24 protein-coding genes and 1 tRNA gene are annotated in these 26,241 nt (G+C 65.3%); 3 read left to right on the top strand and 22 right to left on the bottom strand.

The genetic code is table 11. The features are described 5' to 3' along the window. Positions 1-19 precede the first annotated feature (19 nt). A complete protein-coding gene (locus tag ACFZAI_RS18170) occupies positions 20-559 on the top strand; it encodes a TlpA disulfide reductase family protein (protein WP_391568265.1) in 540 nt (179 codons plus the stop codon). 99 nt (positions 560-658) lie between these two features. On the opposite strand, the gene ACFZAI_RS18165 is transcribed toward ACFZAI_RS18170, so the two are convergent. From ACFZAI_RS18165 to fdnG, 7 genes are all read right to left on the bottom strand, one after another. Next, a tRNA-Sec gene (locus ACFZAI_RS18165) sits at positions 659-754 on the bottom strand. Positions 755-850: 96 nt separating this feature from the next. Beyond that, positions 851-2,785, bottom strand: coding sequence for a selenocysteine-specific translation elongation factor (selB, locus tag ACFZAI_RS18160; RefSeq protein ID WP_391568263.1), 1,935 nt, complete (start codon positions 2,783-2,785; stop codon positions 851-853). After that, positions 2,782-4,212 (bottom strand): L-seryl-tRNA(Sec) selenium transferase, encoded by a 1,431-nt coding sequence (gene selA, locus ACFZAI_RS18155; protein WP_391568261.1) that lies wholly within the window; start codon positions 4,210-4,212, stop codon positions 2,782-2,784. Before selA ends, selB begins: the two co-directional genes overlap by 4 nt. 1 nt (position 4,213) lies before the next feature. After that, positions 4,214-5,146, bottom strand: a complete 933-nt coding sequence (gene fdhE, locus ACFZAI_RS18150; protein WP_391568259.1) for a formate dehydrogenase accessory protein FdhE — start codon at positions 5,144-5,146, stop codon at positions 4,214-4,216. Between the two features lie 78 nt (positions 5,147-5,224). Then, complete coding sequence (locus ACFZAI_RS18145; RefSeq protein WP_391568257.1) at positions 5,225-5,857, bottom strand: formate dehydrogenase subunit gamma; 633 nt, start codon at positions 5,855-5,857, stop codon at positions 5,225-5,227. Next, on the bottom strand, positions 5,850-6,749 hold the full coding sequence (gene fdxH / locus ACFZAI_RS18140; RefSeq protein WP_006227317.1) for a formate dehydrogenase subunit beta: 900 nt from the start codon (positions 6,747-6,749) through the stop codon (positions 5,850-5,852). The genes ACFZAI_RS18145 and fdxH overlap by 8 nt, the downstream gene beginning before the upstream one ends. A 10-nt stretch (positions 6,750-6,759) precedes the next feature. After that, entirely contained in the window at positions 6,760-9,828 is a 3,069-nt protein-coding gene (fdnG, locus tag ACFZAI_RS18135) for a formate dehydrogenase-N subunit alpha (RefSeq protein ID WP_391568255.1), read from the bottom strand. A 451-nt stretch (positions 9,829-10,279) separates the two neighbouring features. Here fdnG and ACFZAI_RS18130 point away from each other — a divergent pair, with 451 nt between their 5' ends. Both ACFZAI_RS18130 and ACFZAI_RS18125 read left to right on the top strand, forming a co-directional pair. Further along, the gene (locus ACFZAI_RS18130) at positions 10,280-11,815 is read left to right on the top strand and encodes a DUF1254 domain-containing protein (RefSeq protein ID WP_391568253.1); all 1,536 of its coding nucleotides are present in this window, start codon (positions 10,280-10,282) and stop codon (positions 11,813-11,815) included. 79 nt (positions 11,816-11,894) lie between these two features. After that, complete coding sequence (locus tag ACFZAI_RS18125; RefSeq protein ID WP_391568252.1) at positions 11,895-12,401, top strand: acyl-CoA thioesterase; 507 nt, start codon at positions 11,895-11,897, stop codon at positions 12,399-12,401. Positions 12,402-12,464: 63 nt separating this feature from the next. On the opposite strand, the gene ACFZAI_RS18120 is transcribed toward ACFZAI_RS18125, so the two are convergent. From ACFZAI_RS18120 to ACFZAI_RS18050, 15 genes are all read right to left on the bottom strand, one after another. Beyond that, the gene (locus ACFZAI_RS18120) at positions 12,465-13,472 is read right to left on the bottom strand and encodes a sterol desaturase family protein (RefSeq protein ID WP_391568251.1); all 1,008 of its coding nucleotides are present in this window, start codon (positions 13,470-13,472) and stop codon (positions 12,465-12,467) included. Between the two features lie 2 nt (positions 13,473-13,474). After that, the gene (locus ACFZAI_RS18115) at positions 13,475-14,215 is read right to left on the bottom strand and encodes a polysaccharide deacetylase family protein (protein WP_391568249.1); all 741 of its coding nucleotides are present in this window, start codon (positions 14,213-14,215) and stop codon (positions 13,475-13,477) included. A 118-nt stretch (positions 14,216-14,333) separates the two neighbouring features. Beyond that, positions 14,334-15,314 (bottom strand): YncE family protein, encoded by a 981-nt coding sequence (locus ACFZAI_RS18110; RefSeq protein WP_391568248.1) that lies wholly within the window; start codon positions 15,312-15,314, stop codon positions 14,334-14,336. Between the two features lie 175 nt (positions 15,315-15,489). After that, a complete protein-coding gene (locus ACFZAI_RS18105) occupies positions 15,490-16,362 on the bottom strand; it encodes a DUF2950 family protein (RefSeq protein WP_391568246.1) in 873 nt (290 codons plus the stop codon). Positions 16,363-16,367: 5 nt separating this feature from the next. Continuing rightward, positions 16,368-17,861 carry a DUF3300 domain-containing protein gene (locus ACFZAI_RS18100; RefSeq protein ID WP_391568245.1) on the bottom strand — a complete coding sequence of 498 codons (1,494 nt, stop codon included), beginning with the start codon at positions 17,859-17,861 and terminating at the stop codon, positions 16,368-16,370. Positions 17,862-17,981: 120 nt separating this feature from the next. Further along, complete coding sequence (locus ACFZAI_RS18095; protein ID WP_006227327.1) at positions 17,982-18,197, bottom strand: molybdopterin-binding protein; 216 nt, start codon at positions 18,195-18,197, stop codon at positions 17,982-17,984. Between the two features lie 66 nt (positions 18,198-18,263). Beyond that, the gene (locus ACFZAI_RS18090) at positions 18,264-19,169 is read right to left on the bottom strand and encodes an ATP-binding cassette domain-containing protein (protein WP_391568244.1); all 906 of its coding nucleotides are present in this window, start codon (positions 19,167-19,169) and stop codon (positions 18,264-18,266) included. 19 nt (positions 19,170-19,188) lie between these two features. Then, entirely contained in the window at positions 19,189-20,013 is an 825-nt protein-coding gene (locus ACFZAI_RS18085) for a MetQ/NlpA family ABC transporter substrate-binding protein (protein WP_391568243.1), read from the bottom strand. A 16-nt stretch (positions 20,014-20,029) separates the two neighbouring features. Then, a complete protein-coding gene (locus ACFZAI_RS18080) occupies positions 20,030-20,692 on the bottom strand; it encodes a methionine ABC transporter permease (protein ID WP_391568240.1) in 663 nt (220 codons plus the stop codon). Then, positions 20,692-21,492 (bottom strand): methionine ABC transporter ATP-binding protein, encoded by an 801-nt coding sequence (locus ACFZAI_RS18075; protein WP_391568239.1) that lies wholly within the window; start codon positions 21,490-21,492, stop codon positions 20,692-20,694. The genes ACFZAI_RS18080 and ACFZAI_RS18075 overlap by 1 nt, the downstream gene beginning before the upstream one ends. A 10-nt stretch (positions 21,493-21,502) precedes the next feature. After that, on the bottom strand, positions 21,503-22,738 hold the full coding sequence (locus ACFZAI_RS18070; protein WP_391568237.1) for an acyl-CoA dehydrogenase family protein: 1,236 nt from the start codon (positions 22,736-22,738) through the stop codon (positions 21,503-21,505). Positions 22,739-22,748: 10 nt separating this feature from the next. Continuing rightward, positions 22,749-23,441: an ABC transporter permease subunit gene (locus ACFZAI_RS18065; RefSeq protein ID WP_391568236.1), complete on the bottom strand. Its 693-nt coding sequence runs from the start codon at positions 23,439-23,441 to the stop codon at positions 22,749-22,751. Next, positions 23,441-24,613 carry an FMNH2-dependent alkanesulfonate monooxygenase gene (gene ssuD / locus ACFZAI_RS18060; protein ID WP_391568235.1) on the bottom strand — a complete coding sequence of 391 codons (1,173 nt, stop codon included), beginning with the start codon at positions 24,611-24,613 and terminating at the stop codon, positions 23,441-23,443. The genes ACFZAI_RS18065 and ssuD overlap by 1 nt, the downstream gene beginning before the upstream one ends. A gap of 13 nt (positions 24,614-24,626) precedes the next feature. Continuing rightward, the gene (gene ssuE / locus ACFZAI_RS18055) at positions 24,627-25,220 is read right to left on the bottom strand and encodes an NADPH-dependent FMN reductase (protein ID WP_391568233.1); all 594 of its coding nucleotides are present in this window, start codon (positions 25,218-25,220) and stop codon (positions 24,627-24,629) included. Positions 25,221-25,241: 21 nt separating this feature from the next. After that, positions 25,242-26,042 (bottom strand): MetQ/NlpA family ABC transporter substrate-binding protein, encoded by an 801-nt coding sequence (locus ACFZAI_RS18050; protein WP_391568232.1) that lies wholly within the window; start codon positions 26,040-26,042, stop codon positions 25,242-25,244. Between the last annotated feature and the right edge of the window lie 199 nt (positions 26,043-26,241).

Below are 26,241 nucleotides of genomic sequence, written 5' to 3'. Positions count from 1 at the left end.
CCCTGCGGAGGAAGCCGCCTTGATCAGCCGTCGCCGTCTGCTTCAATCCGGCCTGTCGTTGGCGGCCGTGCCTGCCTGGTTGCGGGCCGCCACCGACTCCGCGCTGAAAACCGCCACCGGCCCCGACTGGGCGCCCTGGACCGCGCCCACACCACCGCTCGTCCTGCCTGACCTGTCCGGCCGTGAACAGAAGCTGTCGGCGTGGCGCGGCAACGTCGTCATCGTCAGCTTTTGGGCGACGTGGTGCGACCCCTGCCGCGATGAAATTCCGTTGATGTCCGCCATGGCCAAACGCCATCGCGAAGAAGGCCTGCGGCTGGTTGCGGTGAACGTGGGCGAAGCGCTGGGCAAGGTGTCGACCTTTCTGGCGAAATGGCCCGTGGCCGGCACCGTTTTGCATGACCGCAACAGCGCGGCGTCGAAGAAGTGGGAAGCGATTGGGCTACCCGCCAACTACTTGGTGGACCGCGGCGGATCAATCCGTTATTGGCACTTGGGGGAATTGGATTGGACGTCGGCGCGCGTGACAAGCGTGGTGACGCGGATGTTGCGCAGCTGAAAGTGCGCGGATGACTTGCGTGGTTGACGTTGGCCGCTGACGTGGGCCGCTGACGTGGGCCGCTGACGTGGGCCGCTGACGTGCGCGCCTGAAACAACGTGGCGGAAGGCAGCAGGAGTCGAACCTACCTGGGAGCGTCTGACGCCCCCAACTGGGTTTGAAGCCCAGCCGTGCCGCCGGGCACGAATGCCTTCCGCAGCGGACCGCCTATGATACCGGCTGCTATATTTTTTGCAGCCCCTCTGGCTGCCGCTCTGGCTGCCCCTCTTACTGCCCTTCTTACTGCCCTTCTTACTGCCCTTCTTGCCCAAGGGCATACGCGCTTTCGGCGCGCAGCACATGCGTGTCGCGCACCCGCCGCGTATAGCCCACGCGGTCAAAGAACTCCAGAATCTGAATCGCGCGCTTGCGGCCCAGCCCCGTGGCGTCACGGAACACGGCTGCGTTCAAACCGCCCGGCTGCGCCGCCAGCTCCGCCGCCAAGTCCGCCAGCACCCGCACCTGATCGCGGTGATAGAACAGGTCTTTGACCACCTGCGCCACCTCGCCGCGCCGCAGCAGCTTGCGCAGCAATTGCCGCACGCGCTCTTCGGATTCTTCCTGCGTGCGCGCCAGATCCCGCACCCAGGGGGGATCAAACGCGCCCGCCTCCAGCAGCGGCAGCAGCCGCGCCGCCAGGGCGATTTCGGTATCCGCCAACGTGGACGTATGCGCCGGCAGATGCAGCCACGGCCCGTTGCGCACGATGCGGCCATCGCGTTGCAGCGCATCCAGCACCGCCGTCCACAACGCGTCGGGACCCACCGGCATCGCCATCCGGCGCAGGCGCGCGCCATCCGGGCCGGGCTCATCCGGCGCGCTTTGGTGAAAGGCCGCCAGGGCTTGTTCCACGCGCGCGCGCAGCGCATCCCAATGGGCGGACAAGATCAACGTGCGCGGGGCTTGCGCATTGCGCGTCTCGACCCACAAGGCGCCGTGCGGCGCTTCGATGTCGCGTACCGGCTTGCCGGTCAGGCGTTGCAAGGTGGCTTCATCCAGGCCCAACGGCGCATGCGCCAGCACCGGCGCCAGGCCGCCGCCATCCAGCATGTCGGACAGCGCCAGCAAGCCTTGCAGGCGCGAGGCGGCGCGGCGCTTGCGGTCAGGCGCGTTCGGGTCCAGCACCCGGCCGCCCCCGACGGTGCGCGTGGCCTGCGCATTGCGCACGATGTAGCGGTCGCCCGGCATCGCGCAGACGGGTTCATCGAACACCAGCTGCACCCAGCCTGACTGCCCGGGCGCCAAGGTTTCGGCGCTAAGCGGCACCACGTGCGCCACATGGCGCGCCGCGCCGATGTGCACATGCAGCGGCGCCCACGCGCGCACGGACGCATCGGCGGACGGCAGCAGGGTCAACGCCACATCGACATGGCGTGACGGCAAAAAGCAGCGCGCATCCGCAACCCAGTCGCCGCGGGCGATGGCCTGCTTGTCGATGCCGGCCAGATTCAAGGCGCAGCGCTGGCCTGCCACGCCGGTTTCGCTAGGCTGATTCTGCGCATGGATGCTGCGCACCCGCACGCGTGTGCCAGCGGGCATCAGGCGCAGATCGGCAGCGTCGTCGCCCGCGCGCACCTGCCCCGCGTGCGCCGTGCCGGTCACCACCGTGCCGTGGCCGGCCAGCGTGAACACGCGGTCCACCGCCAGCCGGAACAGGCCCGCCGCATCGCGTTGACGCAACGCTTCGGCTTGCGCGTGCAAATAGGTGTTGAGTTCGGCCGTGGCGGCGTCGCCGGGTTGTGACGCGCACACGGCGAACACCGGTGCGCCATCCAGAAACGTGTCCGCCGTCAGCTCGGCAATCTGCGCGTGCACGGCCGCTTGTTGCGCGGCGTCGGCGCGGTCGGCTTTAGTCAGTGCGACGGCGCCTTGCGCCACGCCCAGCAACGACAGAATGGCCAGATGCTCACGCGTTTGCGGCATCACGCCGTCGTCCGCCGCCACCACCAGCAAGCCGAAGTCGATGCCGCTGGCGCCCGCCGCCATCGTATGCACCAGCTTTTCATGGCCAGGCACGTCGATGAAGCCCAGCACATCGCCGTTGGCCAGCGGCGTGTAGGCGTAGCCGAGTTCAATGGAAATGCCGCGCGCCTTCTCTTCCTTCAGGCGGTCGGTGTCCACGCCCGTCAGCGCGCGTACCAGCGTGGTCTTGCCGTGGTCGATATGCCCCGCGGTGCCGATGATCATGCCAGCGGCTCCGCCAGTTGCGCGGCAAACGCGGCTTCGTCACGCGCTTCCAGGCAGCGCAAATCCAGCCATAGCGCGTCGTCGGCAATGCGGCCGATAACGGGCGTGGGCAAGCGGCGCAGTTGCGCTTCCAGCTTGTCCAGATGGCGTCCCGGACGGCCGCTGCCCGTGTAGCGCACGGCCAGGCCGTAGCTGGGCAACTGGTCCACCGGTAACGCGCCGCTGCCGATCTGGCTGAACATCGGCACCGCTTGAACCGCGTAGTTCGGCCCCACGGCATGCGCCAGCGTGGCGCGCAGGGCTTCGGCCTGCGGCTGAATCTGGCGTTGCGGACGCGTCAGCAGGCGCAGCGTGGTCAGGCGTTGCGCCAGGAATTCCGGCGCGCGGTACAGGCCCAGCACGGGTTCCAGCGCGGCGAGTGTCAGCTTGCTGACGCGTAGCGCGCGCTTGAGCGGGTTCTTCTTGATCTTGCGGATCAGGTCGGCGCGGCCAACCAGCAGGCCCGCCTGCGGGCCGCCCAGCAGCTTGTCGCCGCTGAAGGTAACGAGGTCGGCGCCGGCCGCAATGGTCTCTCGCACGGTGTCTTCCTTGGGCAGGCCGAATTGCGTCAGGTCCACCAGCGTGCCGCTGCCCAAGTCCACCGTGGCCGGCAGCCCCTTGGCGTGCGCCAGCGCCGCTACCTCGGCCACGCTGACGCTTTTGGTAAAGCCGGTGACCGCGTAGTTGCTGCAATGCACCTTCATCAGCATCGCCGTGCGCGGGCCGATGGCGGTGTCGTAGTCGGTGGCGTGCGTGCGGTTGGTGGTGCCCACTTCAACCAGCTTGGCGCCCGCGCGCTTCATGATGTCGGGGATACGAAACGCGCCGCCGATTTCGACAAGCTCGCCGCGTGACACAACCACTTCGCGTTTGTCGGCCAGCGCGTTCAGCATCAGCAGCACGGCGGCCGCGTTGTTGTTGACGACGGTGGCCGCTTCCGCGCCCGTCAGTTCGCACAGCAGCTCGTCGATGAGATCATCGCGGTCGCCCCGGCCGCCGGTGTCCAGGTCGAACTCCAGGTTGGCGGGCGTGGTCAGCGCGCGCAGCACGGACGCCACGGCTTCATCGGGCAGCAGCGCGCGGCCCAGGTTGGTGTGCAGCACCGTGCCGGTCAGGTTGTACACGGCGCGCAAGCGCGGCTGGGCCGCTTTATCCAGCGCCGCCGACACCCGGGTGGCCACGACGGGCGCGTCAAGCTCCTGGCGCATCAAGCCGCCCGCCAGCGCCCGCTGGCGCAGGGCGTCCAGATCGCGCCGCAACGCCGCCACCACCTGGGTGCGGCCATGCTTATCCAGCGCGGCGCGCAAGGCGTCGGCGTTCAGCAAACGGTCTAGCGGGGGAATGTCGGAAACGGCGGCCACACTGCCTTCTGCCGGGTGCTGGGCCATGCTATTCCTCGTTGCCGTGCCATAAGAGGGGGTTGCCGCTTGCGCGTGAATAGCCCGCCTCGCCCACCAGCACGTCCAGCATCAGGCTGGCCAGGTCGTCGGCAACGGGCTCCACGTAAAGATCTTTGTCTTGGTAGAAGATCTTGCGATAGGTATGGCAGTGGTCGCAGGTTTCCGCCTTGATGGCGGGCGAGCGGCCGTCGATGGCTTGATACGCAACCGATTCCACGTCTTCGCAATGCGAGCATTTCACGCGCACCATGTGCCATTGCGTGGCGCACAGGCTGCAACACAGGTAGCGGTAGCCTTCGTACTGGCCGCCGACGCGCACCACGCTGGCCACCGGCAGGCTGGCGCACACGGGGCAGACGCCAAACGGGCTGACCACGGGCAATTGCTTGTCGTCAAAGCGGCTGGCCAGGTCCGTCCAGTAGACCTGCAAGGCCGCCATCACGAACGGGGCGGCCGCGCCATCCACGCCCTGGTCCTGTTCGGCCAGCAAGGCTTCGGCCAGGTCTTCGAGCGATTCGGGGTCTTCGTCCACGGCGCGGCGCAGCGCGCGGCAGACCTCAACGGCTTCGGCGGGCACGTTCTGCCCACGCGCAACGTCGTCCACCAATTGCGCCAGAATGCCGCGCCACATCGGGTCGCGCGGCCAGCCCACGGCTTGCAACGGCGGCATGCCATGCGCCTGCGCCAGCGCAAGCCGGTCTTCTGATGCGCCCGGCGCCGCGCAGTCTTTCAGCGCGCGCTGCTGGGCGTCGACCAGTTGCGCCATCAGCAAAAGATAGTCAGCCACGGGGCTGTCGGCCGCCAATTGCCGCAAGCGCGCGGCACGCGTCGCAAACACCGACGCGCGGTCGGGCAGGCTGACGCGGGGGATGACATTATGGTCTAGCGCTTCGATCTCGCCGCGCGGAAGAATTCGCTGCAATTGCGTCTCCAAGAAAACAAACACGGCTGCCAGCCTTCGAAGAAGGATAGCAGCCGTGCGGTCAGGATAAAACTGGCGCTACTTTCGGATCTGTTCGCGGAACCACGCGCGGTGGTGTTTCCACGCCCAGCCGGCGGTGACGTAACCGCGCAGCATCGCGGTGAGCGATCCCTTGACCCAGATGGCCGCGTAGATGTGCACGATGATCGAGCAGATCAGCACCAGCGCCGTCACGGCATGCACGACGGACGCCACCCGCACCACCCAGATGGGGAAGTAGAACGCGAAGAACTCGCGCCAGATCACGATGCCGCTGGCAAACAGCCCCAGCATGCACAGCACCAGCACGTAGAACAGCAGCTTCTGGCCGGCGTTGTACTTGCCGACTTCGGGCAGCTTTTCTTCGCGGTTCTCGACCACATCGTTCAGTTGCTTCAGCCACTGGCGGTCGGCTTTCGTCATCACGTTGTGCCGCCACATGTGGCCGGCAAACACGACGAAGCAGGCGAACATCACCACCCCGATGAAGGGGTGCAGGATGCGCGTCCAGGGGCCGCCGCCAAACAGGTTGGACAACCAGAACATCGACGGGTGGAACAGCGCCAGCCCGGACAACGCCAACAGGATGAACGTCAGGGCAATGATCCAGTGGTTGGTGCGCTCGCCCGGCGTATAGCGCTTGATGCGGCGGTGACGGTGGTCTTCACTCATGGCGCACCTCCTCTTCGGCACGGCGTTCGTCTTCTTCCGAGACCTCGTTGCGGCCCACGCGGGCGTAGTGGAAGAAGCCCGCCAAGGCGGTCAGGGCCATCATGGCCACGCCCAGCGGTTTGGCCAGCCCCTTCCACAACGACACCATGGGGCTGATATGCGGGTCTTTGGGCAGCCCGTGATACAGCCCGGGCTGGTCGGCGTGATGCAGCACATACATGACGTGGGTGCCGCCCACGCCTTGCGGGTCATACAGGCCGGCCTGATCGAAACCGCGGGACTTCAAGTCCACGATCCGTTCTTCGGCATGCTGCTTCATGTCTTCCTTGGTGCCGAACACAATGGCGCCGGTAGGACAGGCCTTGACGCACGCCGGCTCCTGGCCAACGGCCACGCGGTCGGAACACAAGGTGCACTTGTAAGCCTTGTGGTCTTTCTTGGAAATGCGCGGCACGTTGAACGGGCAGCCGGTGATGCAGTAGCCGCAGCCAATACAGTTTTCTTCGTGGAAATCCACGATGCCGTTGGTGTATTGGATGATGGCGCCCGGCGAGGGGCAGGCTTTCAGACAGCCCGGGTCCTCGCAGTGCATGCAGCCGTCTTTGCGGATCAGCCATTCCAGGTCGCCAGCGGGGTTCTCGTATTCCGAGAAGCGCATGACGGTCCAGGAATGCTCGGTCAGGTCGGCCGGGTTGTCGTAGACGCCCACGTTGGTGCCGATCTCGTCGCGCAGATCGTTCCATTCCATACAGGCGCTTTGGCAAGCCTTGCACCCGATGCACTTGGAAACGTCGATCAGCTTGGCGACCGAACCCGTAATGGGTTCACGGATGCCCGGCGGCGGGGTCGTGGTGGCGGAGCGCCGCTTGATGTCTAGGGATTGCATGGACATGTCGGTTCTCCTAAGCCTTCTCGACCTTGACCAGGAACGACTTGAATTCCGGTGTTTGGGAATTGCCGTCGCCCACGACCGGCGTCAACGTGTTGGTCAGGAAGCCGGGTTTGGCCAGGCCCACGAAACCCCAGTGGATGGGAATGCCCACGTGGTGCACGGTCTTGCCCTCGATGGTCAGCGCGCGCAGGCGCTTGGTGACCAGCGCCACCGCCTTGATGTAGCCGCGGTTGGACGAGACCTTCACGCGCGACCCGTTGGCGATGCCCAGTTCCTTGGCCAGCGCGTCGCCGATCTCAACGAATTGCTCCGGCTGGAGAATCGCGTTGATGCGGACGTTCTTGGTCCAGTAGTGGAAGTGCTCCGTCAGGCGGTACGTAGTGGCCACATAGGGGAACTTGTCCACCGTGCCCATCGCGGCCAGGTCGTCCTTGAAGACGCGCGCGGCCGGATTGCTGGTGACCCCCTTGGCCTTCGGATACAGCGGGTTGTAGCCCAGCGGCGTCTCGAAGGGTTCGTAGTGCTCGGGGAACGGCCCTTCGGCCATGCCCGCCTTCGCGAAGAAGCGCGCCACCCCTTCCGGGTTCATGATGAACGGGCCCATGCCGCCGTCGGGGTTCTCATCGCCCTTGAAGTCGGGGATGTCAGCGCCCGCCCAGATCTTGCCGTTCCACGAGATCAGGCTGCGGCGCGGGTTGAAGGGCTTGCCCGACACGTCGCACGATGCGCGGTTGTACAGGATGCGGCGGTTGGCCGGCCACGCCCAGGCCCAGTTCAGGGTCTGGCCGATGCCGGTCGGGTCGCTGTTGTCGCGGCGCGCCATCAGGTTGCCGCCGGGGCCCCAGGCGCCGGCGAAGATCCAACAGCCGCTGGCCGTTGAGCCGTCGTCGCGCAATTCCGCAAAGCCCGCCAATTGCTCGCCGCCCTTGCGGGTGACCTTGGTGGCGTCTTTGGGGTCGACCAGATCCACCAGCGCCTTGCCCGAATATTCCTTGGCCAGCTCTTCCGCGGTGGGGCTTTGCGGGTTGGAGTATGGCCAGGACAGGTTGACGATGGGGTCGGGATACTTGCCGCCTTCCTCCTGGTACATCTTGCGCAGGCGCGTGAAGATGAGCGACATGATTTCGATGTCGCTCTTGGCTTCGCCCGGAGGCTCGGCGCCCTTCCAGTGCCATTGCAGCCAGCGCCCGGAGTTCACCAGCGCGCCGTCTTCTTCGGCGAAACAGGTGGTGGGCAAACGGAAGACTTCGGTCTGGATCTTGGACGAATCCACATCGTTGTGTTCGCCCGCGTTGCGCCAGAACTCCGAGGTCTCGGTGACCAGTGGGTCCATGATGACCAGGTACTTCAGCTTGGCGAAGCCGTCGTTCAGCTTGCTCTTGTTCGGCGCCGCCGCCAGCGGGTTGAAACCCTGCGCGATGTAGCCGTTCATCTTGCCCTGAACCATGAGCTCGTAGACCTGCAGCATGTCGTACATCTTGTCGAGCTTGGGCAGGTAGTCGAACGCCCAATTGTTCTCGGCAGTGGCCGCCTTGCCCCACCAGGCCTTCATCAGGCTCACGTGGAACTTACTGTAGTTCTGCCAGTAGCTCAGCTGATTCGGCCGCAACGGCTTTAACGCCCGCGTCTCGATGTACTTGGCGTAATCCTGCTCGGGCTCGTTGGGCAGCGTCATGTAGCCGGGCAGCAGGTTCGACATCAGGCCCAGGTCAGTCAGGCCTTGAATGTTCGAGTGCCCGCGCAGCGCGTTCATGCCGCCGCCGGCGATACCGATATTGCCCAGCAGCAGCTGCACCATTGCGCCGGTGCGGATGATCTGCGACCCGATGGAATGCTGCGTCCAGCCCAGCGCGTACAGGATGGTGGCGGCGCGGTCCGTGGTGGCCGTGGAGGCCAGCATGTCGCACACCTTCAGGAACTTGTCGCGGGGCGTGCCGCACACGCGCTCGACCATGTCTTCGGTGTAGCGCGAGTAGTGCTTCTTCATCAGCTGGTAGACGGTGCGCGGATGCGTCAGCGTCGGGTCCGTCTTGACGAAGCCGTCATCGCCGCGCTCGTAGTCCCAGCTTGCCTTGTCATACGTGCGCTTCTCGGCGTTGTAGCCCGAGTACAGGCCCGCGTCGAACGTGAAGTCCTCGCGCACGATGTAGGAAAAGTCGGTGTAGTTGCGCACGTACTCGTGCTGGATCTTGTCGTGATCCAACAGGTACTTGATGACGCCACCCAGGAAGATGATGTCGGTGCCGGTGCGTATGGGCGCGTAGAAGTCCGCCACGGAAGCCGAGCGCGTAAAGCGCGGGTCCACGACGATCAGCTTCGCCTTGTTATGGGCTTTGGCTTCCGTGACCCATTTGAACCCGCACGGGTGGGCCTCGGCGGCGTTGCCACCCATGATCAGTACTACGTCCGCGTTCTTGATGTCGACCCAATGGTTCGTCATCGCTCCACGGCCAAACGTCGGGGCAAGACCTGCCACCGTCGGGCCATGTCAGACACGGGCTTGGTTATCGAATGCCAACATCCCCATGCTGCGCACGGTTTTGTGCGTGATGTAGCCCACCTCGTTGCTACTTGCCGAGGCGGCCAGCATGCCGGTGGTCAGCCACCGGTTAACGGTTTTGCCATCCGCGGTCTTCTCGACGAAGTTCGCATCGCGGTCGGCTTTCATGAGTTTGGTGATGCGCGTCAGGGCGTCGTCCCACGACATCCGCACCCATTTGTCCGACCCGGGCGCCCGGTATTCCGGGAACTTGAGACGGTTGGGGCTGTGGATGAAGTCGATCAGGGCTGCGCCCTTCGGACAGAGCGTGCCGCGGTTGACGGGGTGATCGGGGTCGCCCTCGATGTGCATGATGCTGGCGCGCGCGTTCTTGGCGCCGTCGCCCAGACCGTACATCAGCAAACCGCAGGCGACCGAACAGTAGGGACAGGTGTTGCGCGTTTCAGTCATGCGCGCAAGTTTGTACTGGCGAACTTCGGCCATGGCTGTGCCGGGAGCAACCCCGAGCAATGCCAGGCTGGAGCCTGCCAGGGTTGCACCTGTCACCTTGAAGAACTGGCGGCGATTCATGTTGACCATGAAGCACTCCTCTCCTGGTGAATGAAGAAAGCCGGAGGCCTGCCCGAAGGAAGAAGCCCTACAACTTCCAAGGATATTTCAATGAGTATATTCCGAAGCCGACCCAGCATGCCATGGGTCTATCCCCCTTTTCTGCGCGGATTTACAGGCGAAATGGGAGTTGTTCGCAGATTTTGGACGGTCAGACGGCTGCTACCATTGCCGGCTGTCATAACGTAAAGCGGCGAGGTCTTGCTTGCCCCGCGCTTGCACCCCTGATTGCCTTGGCTTGACCCTGCTTGTCCCTGCTTGTCCCTGCTTGTCCCTGCTTGTCCCTGCTTGTCCCTGCTTGTCCCTTGCTTGCCCTGCTTGTCCCTTGCTTGCCCTGCTTGCCCTGCTTGTCCCGTGCTCGTCCCTGTCTGTCCCTGCTTGTTCCCTGTTGCCCTCTTATTGCCTGATCGCTGGAGCGCCGATGCGCCGCTTTGCCCCGTTGGCCCTGACCCTTGCCGCCCTGGCATGGACCCACGCCCCCGCCGCCCTGGCCGCCCCCGCCCGGCCCGCACTGAGCCCCGCCGCAGCCGCCACCGAAGCCGCGCACCAGGCGGCGATGGCGGGCTATCTGTACTTCTACCCGCTGGTCACCATGGACCTGACGCGGCGCCAGTTCACGCACCCGTCGCAAGGGGCTCAGGGCGCACCCGCCAACACCTTTCTGCATGGCCGCACCCTGCCCCAGCCCGGCACGGCGGCGCCTTGGGCCAACCCGGACATGCTGCGCAGCACGGGCTGGCTGGATCTGACCGCCGGCCCCGTGGTGCTGTCGGCGCCCGATACGCAAGGCCGCCTGTACACGCTAAGCCTGCTGGACATGTGGACGGACGTCTTCGCCACGCTGGGCAAGCGCACGACCGGCACGGCCAAAGGCAACACCGTGATCGTGCCGCCCGGCTGGACGGGCACCCTGCCCTCGGGCATGGCGCGCCTTGACGCCCCCACGGCGCACGTGTTGGCAAAGATCCTGATTCAGGCTGACGGGCCGGCGGACCTTTCTGCCGTCAACGCCTTGCAAGACGGCTTCACGCTGACGCCGCTGTCGCAATGGAACCTGCCCGCGCAATCGCAGCGTGTGAAGTCGGACCCGAACCTGGACTTGAAGATTGCCGTGCGCGAACAGGTGGAGTCCATGCCGACGGACGCCTTCTTCACGTACGCCGCCGAGCTCATGCGCAAACACCCCCCGCATGGCACCGACCAGCCCGTGCTGGCGCAGTTGCGCCGGGTGGGCCTGATCCCCGGCCGAACCTTCGATTTCGACAAGCTTGAGCACCCCGCCAAGCAGGGCATGCGCCGCGGCATGCGCGCGGCGCGCGAACGCATGGAAGCCGCCGCCGGCCAATCGTTGCGCAGCCTGAACGGCTGGCAGCAGGAAACGGGCAGCGTCGGCGTCTACGGCAATGGTTACTTGCGCCGCGCGCTGGCGGCCCAGGCGCAGCCCGGCGCAGGCTTGCCCGAAGACCTGAGCGTGCTGCTGCTGGCGGCCGACAGCCACGGTGCGCCGATCGACGGCGCGCACCGCTACACACTGCATTTTGAAAGCGGCCAGTTGCCGCCCGCGGGCGCGCTGTGGTCGATGGCCGTCTACGACGGCCAGGGCATGCCGGTGGCCAATATGTTGAACCGCTATGCGCTGGGAGACCGCGCGCCCTTGGCCTATAACGCCGACGGATCGCTGGACGTGACCGTCAGCGCATCCCCGCCCGCGCCCGAGCGCCAGGCCAATTGGTTGCCCGTGCCGCCTGCGGGACCCGTGACCCTACTGTTGCGCGTCTACGAGCCAGGTCCCACCCTGCTGGACGGCTTGTGGATGCCGCCCGCGCTGGTTCGCGATGAACCGGAGCCCGCCCCCGTTCCGGTAGCAGAAGCGCCGCCTACTCCCGTGGCCGAGCCTGCGGAAACCGCAGCCGCAGCCCCCGCCAAACCCGTGGCGGCCGCGCCAAAGAAACCTTAAAAGCCATACGAATGACGGCGCGATGACAGGCGCCTGCCGCTACCATAGGCGTTTTATTCACGAATGATGAGCGCCCGCCATGGACGACGCCTTTAGCCACCAATTGTCGATGACCATCCTGATGACGCCAGACATGGCGAATTTTTCAGGAAACGTACACGGCGGAACCATCCTCAAGTATCTGGACCAGGTCGCTTACGCCTGTGCGAGCCGGTACGCCGGCCAATACGTGGTGACGCTGTCCGTGGATCAGGTCGTGTTCCGCGAACCCATCCATGTGGGCGAACTGGTCACCTTCCTGGCGGCGGTGAACTACACCGGCCGCACGTCGATGGAGATCGGCATCAAGGTCGTCACCGAAGACATCCGCAAGAAGCTCGTGCGCCACACCAACAGCTGCTACTTCACGATGGTGGCGGTAGACGACAAGGGCGCGCCCACCGCCGTGCCGCCGCTTGCGCCCCGCAACCTGGAAGAAAAGCAACGCTTCGAAGCCGCCGGCCTGCGCCGCGAACTGCGCCAGGAAATGGAGCGCCGCCACAATCAGATCAAGCGCGAAACCACGCACGACACGCCGCCGGCCTGATTCCGCACCGCGGACACCATAAAAAAACCGAGCCACGCAGGCTCGGTTTTTTCATGGGCGCAATCACGCGCGTTCCGCCGCTCCCGGAGGCGCGGGCGGCGCGGCTGCGGGTTCGCGGTCACGGCCCACCATGCGCTTCAACCCCAGCCATTGCTGCGACCAGAAGCTGCGGCCGTAGTCGCGCCCGCCCAGCTCCGCCTGCTGGTCGTGGATGCCCGTGGGGCCGTAGCCCACGCCGAAGCGGGCGGTGCGGAACAGCACGTCCCAGATCGGGAACAGCGCGGCGAAGTTGTAGCCGCCCACCGGGCCGGGCGACGACGCGTCGTAGGCGATGGAATGGTGATGGCGGTGAAAGCGCGGGCTGACCAGCAAACGCTCGCCAATTGCGCCGAAGTGCATGCGCAGGTTGGCGTGCGAAAAGCTCTGCGCCAGCTGGGTAATGGCCACCACCATCACGAACTGCGCGGGCGGCACGCCCACCAGCTGCGACACGAACACGACCAGCACGTCGCGCAGCATGTCGTCCAGCAAGTGGTTGCGGTCGTCGCTCCAGATGGTCATCTGGCGTTGGCTGTGATGCACGGCGTGCAGCGCCCAGAGCCAGCCGAAACGATGCTGCGCGCGATGGTAGAAATAATCGACCGCGTCAAACAGCAGCAGGTAGATGATCAGGCTGACCCAGGCCTTGTCGGTAACGCCGGGCCAGTACTGGTCCAGCTGAAATGGCGCGAAGCCCCAGACGTGCAACTGGCCAAACACGCTGTCCCAGAAGGGATCGATCGTGAAAAACAGCGCCAGACGGAACAGGCCCAGGCGGTGGATCAGCGTGTAGAGCACGTCGATGCCGATCTGGCGGCGGTCAGTCACCGCTTCAACGGGGCGCAGGCGTTGCAACGGGCCGAACACCAGCACCAGGACGGCAATCTGCACCAGGCCGACCAGCAGCCACATGGTGGCGTCGTAGCCGTCTTCGATGAAGTTGCTCAGCCCCAAGTGAAACAGAGCGGGCTGGATCAGCGTCTCGAAGAGCCATTGCTGGCAAGCTCCGAAGAATTGACTAAGCGTATCCATGATCAGTGATGCGTAGCGATCCAGTCGCGATAAGCGGGATGCGTGTTCAAGGTAGCGAAACAATAGCCCTTCTGCTGCAAGCCCACAATCAAGGGCTCCAGCACGGCGGGCGCCCAGGGGTCCTGGCGCGACCAGATGCCCAGGTGCGCCAGCAGGATGTCGCCGGGCTTGATGGTGCGCAGCGCCTGGTCCAGCAGTTTGGCATTGGGGAATTTGTCGCTGGGCAACTCATCGCCCAGGAAGCCGGCAGGCGCCCAGCCCACGTGTTCGTAACCGCAAGCCTTGGCCGCCGCCAGCAAGGCGGGCGAGGTCTTGCCGCCCGGCGCGCGATAGATCGGCAGCATGTTCTGGCCCGTCATCTGGTGAAAACGGGTGGCGGAACGCTTGATCTCGGCGCAGTACTGCTCGGCTGTCCACTGCGCCGTCTTGCCCGTGTCGGGGCCGGCGCTGGGCTTCACGCGGAACTTGCCGCCGGGCAGGTCGCCCTGCCAGTAGACGTGGTCATAGGTGTGCGAGCCAAAGGCATGGCCTTCGGCCGCGCGCGCCTTCCACCACGGCGCCCACACGTCGTCCAGGCTCGATCCGTCGGTCTTCGTGCGTTCGTTGGCCAGGAAGAACGTGACCTTCACATGATGGCGGTTGAGCACGTCGGCGATCAGCGGCGCAACACCCATGTGGCCGGTGTCGAACGTCAGGTAGACGGGTTTGTCGCAGGTGGCCTGCGCCGGGGCGGCGTTCGCCATCGGGACGGCAATAGCCAGACAGACGGCCAGAACGCTTTTCGCGGCCGGGCCGCCCCAAGGCGAAACAGCTCCCTTGGGGGGCAGCAAGCTCGCGATAGCGCGCGCGGCGTGGGGGCCTTTAACGCGTAGCCGCATGGTTCAGCGTCCAGACGCCGTGGGGCGACTTGCCCACCGTCACCTGGTTCACAACCTTCTTCTGCTCCAGGTCCACCACCGTCAGCTTGCGCGCCCAGCGCGACGTCACCAGCAGCGTCTTGCCGTCGGCCAGCACGTCCATGCAGTCCGGGCCGCCCGGCACGGGGAACGTGTCGGCAACGGTCAGCGTCTGCATGTCGATGCGGCTGATGGAGTTGGCGGTGCGGTTGCTGACGAACAGGTGGCGCTTGTCGCCCTGCGCGCGGAACGCGTGTGCGCCGGCCGCGGTCGGGATGCGTTTGACCAGCTTGGCCGGGCCGTTGCTGACGTCATAGGCTTCGACGAAGGAATCGCCCGTCAGCGCCACCAGCAGCGTCTTCTGGTCGGGCGTCAGGAACACGTCGGCCGGCGTCTTGCCTACCGACACCGTCCACTTGGGCGTCTGCGTGGCCAGATCGATGGCGATCAGCTGGTCGCTGTCTTGCAGCGTCACGTAGGCCGTGGTGCTTTTCTTGTCGATCATGATGTGGCTGGGCGTCTTGCCCGCCGGCACGCGCTTGACGAGCTTCAGCTCGGCGCCCTTTTCCTGCGGCTGCCAGGCGTAGATGTCGATGTGATCCAGGCGGTTGGCCGCCGTGACGAACCACTTCATGTCCGGCGAGAACTGCAATTGGTAGGGGTCGACGATACCGGTCAGCGTGCGCTGCACTTCACCCGTCTTGGGGTCCATCATCGTGATGGTGTTGCCGGTGGCGTTGGCCACCATCAGCGACTTCTCATCCGGCGTCAGATACAAGTGATGCGGCTCTTTGCCGGTAGGCACGCGCCGCACTTCCTTGTAGGTGACCGGGTCGATGATGCTGACGTTGGCGTCCAGGGAATTCAGGACGAAGATCGGGGCCGATGCCGCCGCTGCGCTAAGCGCCATCCCCACGCCTGCCAGGGCGTAGCGGACAAAATGCATGAGATTCAATTTCAAGGTCCGGCAAGTAAGGATCGGGCACCGATCCCAATGGTCGCCATTTTAGGCACAGCGGCCTTTCAAAAGGGCAACAAGCAGGGGTTTGGCGACAAACGCATGCGCCTGTTGCCGTCCAGCAACAACCCCTGCCCGAGGCGTCCCCCGAATCGCCAAAAAATCATTTGCTTCCAACGGGTTGCGCGTCGGCGTCGACCCACGCGCCCCCGGTGATATCGCGTTCGCGCAAGGCCGCTGCGCGCGACGCGGATGACGGCCCCAGGTCCGCCTCCAGCACCCCGCCTTGCGGGCCGATGACGAAGGTGCCGATGCCGGTGCGTCCGTACTGCGCGGGCCACGCGACGATGCGGTAAGCCGTGTCCTGGCTGCCCGGCAACACCTTGAAGCGATAACCGGAATAGGCATCCGCCACCGGCGTTTCCGGCCCCATGACGAGCGCGTCCGGTCCGAACGCCTGCTCGGGCGCGCCGGGCACTTCGGGCCAGTACAGGCCGTCCATGCTGCCGGGCCGGCTGACAAGGCGGTTCGCGTAGCGGCCCTGGCCCACGCCCTGCATGTACCGGGTCTGCGCCGCCTGCAATTGCTTCAAGGCTTCGATCGCGCTCAGTTCATTACGGCCGATTGCGCGGCGCTGGATTTCCGCTTTGCCCGCCGCCGGGTCGAACCGCCAGCCCTTGCCCGATTGCACGAGCGGCACGGGCATGGTCCAGCCGGAATCTCCCACCGCCAGCCAGGAACGGCCGCCGTCGGCGATGATCTCGTGCTTCTTTGCCCAGGCCGACAGGAATCGGTAGATGTCGTCCTGCGCCACGCCGCCCGGCACGATCTGTTTATGGTTCGGCCCCAGCACCTTGGCCATGGCGGCGGAATCGCTGGTGGCCAGTGCGTCGGCAAAAGCGTCGGCCGCGGCCTGCGAGGTCGGATACACGCTTTGCGCCGCCAGCGGCGCGGCCAAGCCCAGCGCCAACAGTGTCGCGGCGCTCAGCGTACGGGCACGAACCCAGGCATTCGTCATGAAAGCTCCCTTGTTCATGGTGCTTACCTCCGGCCGCCGAAATGACCGCCGCCGCCACCGCCCGCACGTCCGCCACCGCCGCCCCGCTGGACGCCACCGCCGCCGCCCCGATTCATCTCGCTGCGTTGGCTCTGCTGGCGCATCCGGTCGCCGTTGCCGGCGTCGTGCAGCGCGCTGCTGCTGTTGGAGGCCCGGGCCCGATCGCGCGCGGCGGATTCGTCCGCGCGCTGGCGTTGGGCCGCTGCCTGGCGGTCCTGCGTGGAAATGCTTGAAGAAGAACGCGGGGCCTGTGCGCCGCCGCTTTGGGCCCGGTCGCGAGCCCCTTGGCCCGCGCCTGCGTTGCCGCCTTGCGCCCGGCCCGCAGCGCCTTCGCCGCCCCGGCTCGCAGCGCCTTGGCCACCGCGGCCTGCCGCGCCCTCACCGCCCCGGCCTGCCGCGCCCTCGCCACCCCGGCCCGCCGCGCCTTGCCCGCGGCCGGCGCCGCCTTCGTTATGGCCGGCAATGGGCTGGCCCGTGCGTCCCTGGAAGGATTGGGCCGCGCGGTCACGTGCGGCGTCGCGGGAATTCGCCGCGGGTGGGGCGCCCGCGGCCCGGCCGCCTTGGCCTTGTCCCAGCCCCTGGCCCTGCCCTGCCTGACGGTTCTGCAAACCCGCCTGGCGTTGGCTGTCGAAACGCTGGCGGTTGCCCGCATCCGCATAGGGCGTACTGCCGCGGTTGGCCGGGTTGTGCTGCCATGACACGTTGTTGTTTTTCGCGTTGTCGATCCGGTTATTGACGTTGATGTTGTTGTAGCGATTCACGTCGATATCAACGTCGTTGTGTCCCCAGTTGACCCCGCCCCACATCGAATTCACGGCGGCCACCCCCAAGCCAAAACCAATGCCGGATACGAGCGCGGTTGCAAATACCGAGCCCGGAGGCGGGGGATAGTAGTAAGGCGGGTACGACGGATACGCCCAGGCCCCGTACACCACCGTCGGGTTGTAGCTGGGCACGTAGACGACTTGCGGATCGGCCGGCTCAATCACCACCACCGTCTTGTTGGTGTCGGTGGTCGTGGACTTCACCGTCTGCTGCGGCGTGCTCTTTAGATTGCCGGCCTTTTGCGCTTGCGTGCGCAGCCGCTGAACCGAATCCATCACCCCATCCGGCTGCGCCAGGAAGGCGTCGCCCACGGATTTCACCCAGTCGGGCTGACGGCCCATCATGTCCATGACAGACGGAAACGCCACCAGGGATTTGACGCTGGGGTCCCAGCTTTCCCCTTCCACCGCCTTGACCGCCGCATCGCCCGACTCGGACGTATGCGCCGCCGACCATTTGGCCGCCGCGGCGACGTCGTCGGGGTACGTGGAACCCATCAGAATTTGTGACAGCAGCGAATCCGGATACAGCGCCACGGGCGCCATCAGCTGATCCAACTGCCCATTGTCCAGCTTGGTCTGCGCCACGGCGGGCAGGCAGACTGCAAGCCCCAGGCACAACCAGCCGATGAACCACCTTTGCAGTCGACGCATGAACCGTTCTCCGTGTAGCAACGCATGAAGCTGAACACCAGGAAGAAACCGCCGGATAACGCGCTGACAATATATGCCTAACGCCGGCACAGGGGAAGCGCCGGCCCTGGATATCGCCTATTACAGTTTGGCGACGGACACCTCGGTGGCTTTGACGAAGGCCAGCACCTCGGTGCCAACCTGCAAGTCCAGCTCCTTCACGGAACGCGTGGTGATCACGGACGTGACGATGCCCGCGGGCGTGTCCACGTCCACCTCGGACACCACGGGTCCCAGGATGATTTCCTTGATCTTGCCGCGAAACTGGTTACGGGCGTTGATGGATTGAATGCTCATGTCTTGCTCCTGATGAAGGGGACGGCGCCATCGGGGCGCCAGGTAAAAGGGAAATGGCTGACGGCGCTACACCGCCAGCCGCAAATGCCGAATCTGAATCACGGGCGCAAGCGGCCGCTCGGCCAACGGTGGCTCGGCTTCTTTCAAGATGGCGCGCAAAACCCGCGCGGCCAGCGCGGCGAAAGCGGCGGAACCGCGTGCGCGCGGGCGCGCCAATTCCACGCGCTCGTTAAAAATCACCGCACCCTCGTCGATCACCACAATGCGATCGGCCAGCGCCACGGCCTCGTGCACGTCACGCGTGGCCAGCACCGACGTAAAGCCGCCGCGCCGCCACGCCTGTTCGATCAGCGCCTGCGCGTCGATGCGCGACAGCGCGTCCAGCCCGCTTAACGGGTCATCCAGCAACAACAGGCCAGGCTGACGCAACAGCGCGCGCGCCAACGCCACGCGCTGGCGTTGCGCGCGGTTCAACTGCGCCGGCCAGTCGCCGCCGTGTTCCGCCAGGCCCACCTGCCGCAGCGCATCAAGCGCCCGCGCCCGCGCATCGCCCGGCACACCCAGCGCCACGTTCTGCCACACGCGCTTCCACGGCAGCAGCCGGTCTTCCGGAAACACCAGCCGCACCCGCTCATCCGACGCCCATTGCGGAAAGTTGTCGAACAGCACGGGCGAACGCGCAGGAGGCCCTCCCTGCGCGCCGCTCGCCCGCTCAAGCCCCGCCAGAATGCGCAGCAACGTGCTTTTGCCCGCACCGCCGCGCCCGATGATCACCACGAACTCGCCCGCGGCAATTTCCAGATCCAGCCCATTGAGCACGACGCGCGCGCCATCTCGCTTGGCCAGCTTGCGCACGCTGACGCGCAGCGGCCGGCCGGGCTCGTCCACGGGTGCGGCCTCGTCATCGCGCCGCGCGCGGTCTGGCACCTCCAGATGCTGCAACAGCTCGAACTCCTGCGGCGGGATGAACATCAGCGCACCGGCCGCTACCCTAGCGGGCCGCCTCCAGCTTTTGCTGATAATCGGTCTTCACGAAACCCGCGAATGACTTATCGGTCACCGCCAGGAACTCGCGCGATGCATAAGCCGCCGCGATGTCCTTCACATACGGCTTGCCGATATCAGCGGTGCGCACGGCGACCAGATTCTGGTAGGTGGGCGTAGTCTTCTCCAGCGCCAGCGCCGAGGTCAGCTTCAGGCCCGAGGCCAACGCAAAGTTGCCATTCACAAACGAGTAATCGGTGTCGTCCAGCGAACGCGGCAACTGCGCGGCCTCAAGCGGAATCAGCTTGATCTTCTTCACGTTCACAGCTACGTCCTTTTCCGACGCCTGCAAGGGGTCGTAGCCATCACGCAGCTTCACCCAGCCCAGCTCCTGCAACACCACCAGCGCGCGCGCCTGATTGGTGGGGTCGTTCGGCACGGCAACGGTGACGCCGTCAGGCGCCGCGTCCACGCTCTTGTATTTCTTGCTGTAGATGGCGATGGGCGCGGTGGGCACCTTCACAAGCTCGGACAGTTCCAGCTTGTTCTTGGCCGCGAAGTTCTTCAGATATACCTCGTGCTGAAACGCGTTGGCGTCCAACGCGCCCTGCGCCAGCGCGAAGTTGGGCTGGATGTAGTCGTTGAATTCCACGATCCTGACCGTGTAGCCCTGCTTTTCCAGAATGGGCTTGATGCCAAGTTTGATCTGGTCGCTGTACGGCCCCGCCGTGGCGCCGAACACGATTTCTTTCTTCGCGGGGTCGGCAGCATGCGCCGCACCGAGGGTCAGCGCAGCCAGCGCTGCGAACAGGGCAAGTCGGGGGAATGACATGGAAGTCCTTATGGGTTCAACGCTTGTCGATATGGCGCGCGACGGTATTGCCGGCAACCTGGATGATTTGCACCAGCACGACGAGCAGCGCCACGGTCAGCACCATCACGTCGGTCTGGAAGCGGTAGTAGCCATAGCGGATGGCCAGGTCGCCAATGCCGCCGCCGCCCACCACGCCGGCCACCGCCGAATAAGACAGAAAGCTCACCGCCAGCACCGTCAGCGCCAGCACGAGGCCCGAGCGCGCCTCAACGAGCAGCACGCGCCGCACAATCTGAAGCTCCGATGCGCCGGCCGCATGGGCGGCCTCGATCACGCCGCGCGGCACTTCCCGCAGACATTGCTCAACCAGGCGTGCAAAGTAAGGAATGGCCGCGAAAGACAGCGGCACGGCGGCGGCCACCGGGCCGATCGACGTGCCTGCAATCACACGCGTAAACGGCACCAGCGCCACCAGCAGGATGATGAACGGAAACGAACGCACGGTATTCACCGTCCAGCTCAGCAGCCGATGCAGCACCGGGCGGTCCAGCGACTGGCCAGGCCCCGTCAGAAACACCAGCACGCCCAGCGGCCCGCCAAACAAAATGGACGCGGCCAACGCAATGGCCAGCATCAGAAACGTCTGGCCGACCGCCACGCCCAGTTCAGGCAGCAACTGCACAAAGGTATCGAGCATTACGCAACCTCTTCATACGGGTGGGTGGCCTCGCGGATGAGCTCGCGGCCCAGCGCGGACGACAGGTGCACATTGGCGCCCGAGATTTCTGCCTGCTCCAGCACGCGGCCGTCTTCCATCACCGCCACATGGCGGCATAGCGCGCGCACAACGGCGAGTTCGTGTGTGACGATCACAATCGTCACACCCAGCCGTTTGTTGATGTCGCGCAGCACGGCGAGCACGGAACGCGTGGTTTCAGGGTCCAGCGCGGAAGTGGGTTCATCGCACAACAGCACCGCGGGTTCGCTGGCCAAGGCGCGTGCAATCGCCACGCGCTGCTTTTGGCCGCCCGACAATTGCGCGGGATAGCTGGCGATCTTGTCGGTCAGGCCCACGATGTCCAGGCAGTCGCGCACGCGCGCCGCAATCTGTTCGCGGCTGCGTCCGCCATGCACGCGCAGCGCAAAGGCCACGTTCTCGAACACGGTCTCGTTTTGCAGCAGATTGAACTGCTGGAAGATCATGCCGATGTTCTGGCGGGCGCCACGCAATGCGCGCTTGGACAGCGCCGTCAATTCCGTGCCGGCCACATGCACCGCGCCTTCGTCTGGCCGTTCCAGCAGATTGATCAGGCGCAGCAGCGTGGACTTGCCCGCGCCGCTTTTGCCGATGATGCCGAAGGTGTCGCCCGCGCGAATCGACAAAGACACCTCGCGCACGGCATCGAAGCGGCCCGCGCGCGTGGCGTAGGCCTTGCTGACGGCGTCCAGCCGGATCACCGCCTGCGGCGCACTGGGAAGAGAAGCAATCTGGGTCATCGGGCGGGTATCAGGAATAAGCAGTCGGTTCAGGAATCTGGTCCAGCAGCGCGTAGCGGCCCAGGTCGCGAATCTTGTAGGCCACCGGGTCATGCAGCGTGTGTACGCGTGCATTGCGCCAGAAGCGGTCATAGCCAAAACGCGCGGCGGTGGAACTGGCGCCGGTGACGTCGAACAATTCCGACCCCACTTCCAACGCGGCGCGATGCGCCAGCACCTTGGCTTGCGCGCCCGCCACCGCCACCCGGCCACGTTCGTCGGCCGTGACGGATGGGCCGCGTTCCAAGGCGGCGTCCAGCGCCAGACCCGCTTGGTTCGCCAGCGCTTCGGCGGCTTGCAGGCGCAACCAGAACTCGCCGAAGCGTTCTTGCACATACGGGTCGTCGGCATGGCGCTGCACGCCTGCGGCAAACCACGGCCGCGCATCCTCGCGCACATAGCGGCGCGCTTCCTGGAATGCGCCGCGCGCAAGCCCAAGATAGAGGTTGGTCATGATCAGTTGGGCGACTTGCGAACGCAGCGTGGCGCGTGGCGTGGCCGTCACGCCCGGCGCTTGCAGCACCTGAATGGCTTCAAGGCGAACGTGGTCAAAGCGCACCGTGCCGCTATCGGTCTGGCGTTGTCCGAAGGCATCCCAATCCGGGTTGACGGTGATGCCCTCGGCGCGCGTCGGCACCGCCGCAATCAAGGCGGTGTCAGAAGCCTTGTGCCACGCGGAGAACGTCAGCACATCCGAACCCACCGAGCCCGAGCTGAAACTTTTCACGCCGTCGATGCGGTAGCCGTCCAGTTCGGCGCGCGCAACCACGCGGCGGTCCAGCGGGTTCAGCGCATTGCCCCAGAACAGATTGCGTTCAACGGTGGGCTTTAAGAAATACGCGTGCTGGGCGGGCGTGCCATACAGCAGGACGCCGGCGATTTGCAAATGATGAAAACCAAAGACGTGCGCCAAGGCGCTGTCGGCTTCGGCCAGGCGGCGCACCGCCGCCAACACCGTGGACCAGCTTGCGCCCGCACCGCCAAACTCCGTTGGCACGGACAGCCGCAGCAAGCCGCTCGCGCGGATCAGTTCACGTTCGTGCGCGGCGTGTCCGCCCTGCCGGTCGCGCTCGACAGCGGTCGCGGCCAACTGCGACGCCAGCGTTTCCAGCGCGTGCGCCGGGTCTGCCGGAAACGCCGCAGTGACATCATCGGCTTCAGCGGCCTGCGCCACGGGTGTTGTTCGTATGGCTTGAATCTTGGCCATGGTTGAAATCCTAATAAGCGCCCGCGGCGGGCCGCGCGCGGTTCCAGCGCGACACATGACGCGACCAGGCAGACAGCAAGCCATCGGCCGCCTTGGCCAGCACGGCGTAAATCAAAAAGGTCAGCACGATGCGGTCAACGGCCGCGCTGCCATCGGGATGGGCCGCCAGGGTGCGAATGGCTTCGACGCCTAGCAGCAAGCCCCATAGCAGCACCAGCGCCCCGCGCAGCCCGGACAGTAACAACGGCAAGGCGCCTGGCAAGATCACGTCGCGCAACAACGGCCAACGGGCAAGCCCGGCCGCGCGGCCCAGCTCGATCAGCGTTGCGTCCACCCCGCGCACCCCTTGAAACACGGCGGCGTACACCGGAAAGAACACACCCGCCGCCAACAGGCCCAGCGTTGCGCCTTCTTTTGTTTCCCCGATTGCGCCCGCGCTCAGCAGCAGCAAGGGAATGCACGCCAACACCGCCACGCCGCGCAACAGACGCACCGCTGCATCCAACACGTTGCCGGCCGTGCGCGACAACCCGTTCAGCGCACCCAATGCCACACCCACGGCGCCGCCCAACAGCAGCGCCACCGACACACGCCACACGCTGACGCGCAGCAGCGCCCATGCGTCGCCCGACCCCCAAGCCTCTGCGGCAGCCGAGACCAGCGAAGACGGCGTGGACAGCATCGGCAACCAGTGCGCAGACATCAGCTTGCCGATTCCTTTGGCACCAGCTCGGTCGCCATGACTTCGCCAAACGGCCCCGTCAGCACCGTGTTGCCCGCGTGGCGCTGGCCCTTGCCGGGCAGCAGCGGAAACACCAGCTCCGCAAAGCGATACGACTCTTCCAGATGCGGATAGCCCGAGAAGATGAAGGTGTCGATGCCCAGATCGGCATATTCCTGGATGCGGGCGGCAACCGTCTGCGGATCGCCCACCAGCGCCGTTCCAGCCCCGCCACGCACCAGCCCCACACCCGCCCACAGGTTTGGAGAAATTTCCAGATGCGAACGGCCGCCCTGCCCGTCGCTCAACTTGCCCCCATGCAAGGCGGCCATGCGCCGCTGCCCTTCTGAATCCATCTTGGCAAACGCCGCTTGCGCCGCGCTCACCGCGTCTTCGCTCAAGTGGCTGATGAGCTCGTCGGCAGCCGCCCATGCCGCTTCTTCCGTTTCGCGCACGATGACGTGCAAGCGGATACCGAAGCGCAAGGTGCGCCCATGCTTCGCCGCCCGTGCACGGATGTCCGCGATTTTCTTGGCCACGGCATCGGGCGGCTCGCCCCACGTCAGGTAAACGTCCAGCTGCTCGGCGGCCAGCGCATGCGCGGCCTCGGACGAGCCGCCGAAGTACAACGGCGGGTACGGCTTTTGCACGGGCGGATAAATCACCTTGCCACCCTTGGCCACCAGCTGTTCGCCTTGGAAGCTGTAGCCTTCGGCCTGGTGGCTGTTTTCCAGAATGCCGCGCCAGATGTGCAGATAATCGGCCGTGATGGCGTAGCGCTCGTCATGGCTGACAAAAACGCCGTCGCCTTCGAGTTCGCCCGGGTCGCCGCCCGTCACCACGTTGACCAGCAAACGCCCTTCGGACAGGCGGTCAAAGGTGGCGGCCATGCGCGCCGACACCTGCGGGGAGCTGACGCCAGGGCGTATCGCCACCAGAAACTTCAACCGGCGCGTGGCGCCGATGAGGCTGGACGCCACCACCCATGCGTCCTCGCAAGACCGGCCCGTGGGCAGCAGCACGCCGTCATAACCCAGCGTGTCGGCCGCTACCGCGACCTGACGAAAGTAGTCATAGCTCGCCGCGCGCGCGCCCCGGCTGGTGCCTAGGTAGCGCGAGTCGCCATGCGTGGGAATGAACCAGAAAACATCCATATGCAGCTCCGGATCAGACGCTGAACCCGCCCGCAAGCGCGAGGCGGCCCAGGTCATAGGCTTCGTTGACAACGATGCTGCGCGGCAACACCTGCTCGCTCAAACGGTCAACGGCGTCGTCCAGGCGCGCGCGCACGTCATCGTCGATATGTATGGCGCCGTCATCATCGACGCGCACCTGCTTGTCGGTGGCGTACACGCCTGCCAGGATGTGGCGGGCGCCCAGCGCCGACAACACCGGCTTCAGCCCGTATTCCAGCGCCAGCAAATGCGCAGGGCTTCCGCCCGTGGCGATGGGCAGCACCACCTTGCCCGCCAACGCCTTCTCATCCAATAGATCCAGCACGGCCTTCAACCCGCCGGCGAACGAGGCCTTGTAGACCGGCGTCGAAATCAACACCGCATCAGCCGCGCCAACCCGCGCCCGCAACGCGCCGGCGGCCGCGCCCGAGTAATGGCCTTCAATCAATTCTTCGGCCGGAATATCGCGCAAGCCCAGTTCACTGACACCCAGCCCCAATGCGCGCAACCGTTGCGCGGCATGACGAAGCAAAGCAGAAGACCGGGAACGCTGAGACGGGCTGCCCGTCAAGGTAAGAATGCTCATTGGGGGTTCGCCAAAGTCGCGTCAAAACGCAGGAATGAGGGAACCCTTGAATTCCTTCTCGATGTAGGCGCGCACTTCGGGAGACTGGTAGGCAGACACCAGCTTCTTCACCCAAGGCGCATCGCGGTCTTTGGTGCGCACGGCAATCAAGTTCGCATAGGGGCCGTCAGCCGCCTCACGCCCAATGGCGTCACGCGCGGGCACCAGCCCGGCTTGTTCGGCGTAGTCATTGTTGATGGACGCCGCCGTCAGGTCATCCAGCGAACGCGGCAATTGCGCAGCATCCAACGCCACCAGCTTGATCTTGCGCGGGTTGGATACGACATCCAGCGGCGTGGCGGTGTTCTTCTGTTCGGCGTCCGGCTTTAGCGTGATGAGCTTGTAGGCAGCCAGCAAGCGAAGCGCGCGGTTGCCATTGGACGGGTCATTCTGAATTCCCACAGAAGCGCCTTCAGGCAGGTCATTCAGCGATTTGATTTTGCGTGAATAAAACCCCAGCGGCGCCGTGATCGTCAGCCCAACCGGAACAATATCGAAGCCGCGCGCTTTGATCTGGTTATCAAGAAACGGCTTGTGTTGAAAGGCGTTGGCGTCGAGGTCACCGGCGTTGAGGGCCGCGTTAGGAAGCTGATAGTCGTTGAATTTGACGAGCTTGATAGTGAGGCCATCCCGGGCGGCGACTTTCTGCACCACGTCGAAGATTTTTTCCGCGGTGCCGACAGAGATGCCAACGGTGATGGTGGATTTATCGGCGGCGTTTGCAGCGGTGATAAGCGGAATCGCGAGAAGGGATGCGGCTAACAGGTGACGAAGCGAGGGCATGATTCTTGGCTCGGAACGAGGAATGATTTGACGATTCTGGCACCGGGACGAGACGGAGAAAAATACTTAGTCGGTATGAGGTTATGTTTTTGTTGAGCGTGTTTGGTGCGTGTGCGCGTTGCCGTTCAGTGATTCTTTTGCAGGGTCTTCCGCTTCGTAGGTCGGCCATCGCGGCGATTGCTCTGCTGCGCGCGCGATA

The sequence above is a fragment of the Achromobacter sp. NPDC008082 genome (assembly GCF_042957345.1).
Classification (GTDB): domain Bacteria; phylum Pseudomonadota; class Gammaproteobacteria; order Burkholderiales; family Burkholderiaceae_B; genus Achromobacter; species Achromobacter kerstersii_A.
The sequence above is the reverse complement of the archived record's forward strand: the minus strand, read 5'-3'. Positions and strand labels throughout refer to the sequence as shown.

Excerpts from the sequence above, each read along its gene's own strand:
- selB (WP_391568263.1), bottom strand. The coding sequence starts at position 2,785 with ATGATCATCGGCACCGCGGGGCATATCGACCACGGCAAGACCACGCTG.
- selA (WP_391568261.1), bottom strand. The coding sequence starts at position 4,212 with ATGGCCCAGCACCCGGCAGAAGGCAGTGTGGCCGCCGTTTCCGACATT.
- ACFZAI_RS18145 (WP_391568257.1), bottom strand. The coding sequence starts at position 5,857 with ATGAGTGAAGACCACCGTCACCGCCGCATCAAGCGCTATACGCCGGGC.
- fdxH (WP_006227317.1), bottom strand. The coding sequence starts at position 6,749 with ATGTCCATGCAATCCCTAGACATCAAGCGGCGCTCCGCCACCACGACC.
- ACFZAI_RS18130 (WP_391568253.1), top strand. The coding sequence starts at position 10,280 with ATGCGCCGCTTTGCCCCGTTGGCCCTGACCCTTGCCGCCCTGGCATGG.
- ACFZAI_RS18125 (WP_391568252.1), top strand. The coding sequence starts at position 11,895 with ATGGACGACGCCTTTAGCCACCAATTGTCGATGACCATCCTGATGACG.
- ACFZAI_RS18120 (WP_391568251.1), bottom strand. The coding sequence starts at position 13,472 with ATGGATACGCTTAGTCAATTCTTCGGAGCTTGCCAGCAATGGCTCTTC.
- ACFZAI_RS18115 (WP_391568249.1), bottom strand. The coding sequence starts at position 14,215 with ATGGCGAACGCCGCCCCGGCGCAGGCCACCTGCGACAAACCCGTCTAC.
- ACFZAI_RS18110 (WP_391568248.1), bottom strand. The coding sequence starts at position 15,314 with ATGCATTTTGTCCGCTACGCCCTGGCAGGCGTGGGGATGGCGCTTAGC.
- ACFZAI_RS18105 (WP_391568246.1), bottom strand. The coding sequence starts at position 16,362 with ATGAACAAGGGAGCTTTCATGACGAATGCCTGGGTTCGTGCCCGTACG.
- ACFZAI_RS18100 (WP_391568245.1), bottom strand. The coding sequence starts at position 17,861 with ATGCGTCGACTGCAAAGGTGGTTCATCGGCTGGTTGTGCCTGGGGCTT.
- ACFZAI_RS18095 (WP_006227327.1), bottom strand. The coding sequence starts at position 18,197 with ATGAGCATTCAATCCATCAACGCCCGTAACCAGTTTCGCGGCAAGATC.
- ACFZAI_RS18090 (WP_391568244.1), bottom strand. The coding sequence starts at position 19,169 with ATGTTCATCCCGCCGCAGGAGTTCGAGCTGTTGCAGCATCTGGAGGTG.
- ACFZAI_RS18085 (WP_391568243.1), bottom strand. The coding sequence starts at position 20,013 with ATGTCATTCCCCCGACTTGCCCTGTTCGCAGCGCTGGCTGCGCTGACC.
- ACFZAI_RS18080 (WP_391568240.1), bottom strand. The coding sequence starts at position 20,692 with ATGCTCGATACCTTTGTGCAGTTGCTGCCTGAACTGGGCGTGGCGGTC.
- ACFZAI_RS18075 (WP_391568239.1), bottom strand. The coding sequence starts at position 21,492 with ATGACCCAGATTGCTTCTCTTCCCAGTGCGCCGCAGGCGGTGATCCGG.
- ACFZAI_RS18070 (WP_391568237.1), bottom strand. The coding sequence starts at position 22,738 with ATGGCCAAGATTCAAGCCATACGAACAACACCCGTGGCGCAGGCCGCT.
- ACFZAI_RS18065 (WP_391568236.1), bottom strand. The coding sequence starts at position 23,441 with ATGTCTGCGCACTGGTTGCCGATGCTGTCCACGCCGTCTTCGCTGGTC.
- ssuD (WP_391568235.1), bottom strand. The coding sequence starts at position 24,613 with ATGGATGTTTTCTGGTTCATTCCCACGCATGGCGACTCGCGCTACCTA.
- ssuE (WP_391568233.1), bottom strand. The coding sequence starts at position 25,220 with ATGAGCATTCTTACCTTGACGGGCAGCCCGTCTCAGCGTTCCCGGTCT.
- ACFZAI_RS18050 (WP_391568232.1), bottom strand. The coding sequence starts at position 26,042 with ATGCCCTCGCTTCGTCACCTGTTAGCCGCATCCCTTCTCGCGATTCCG.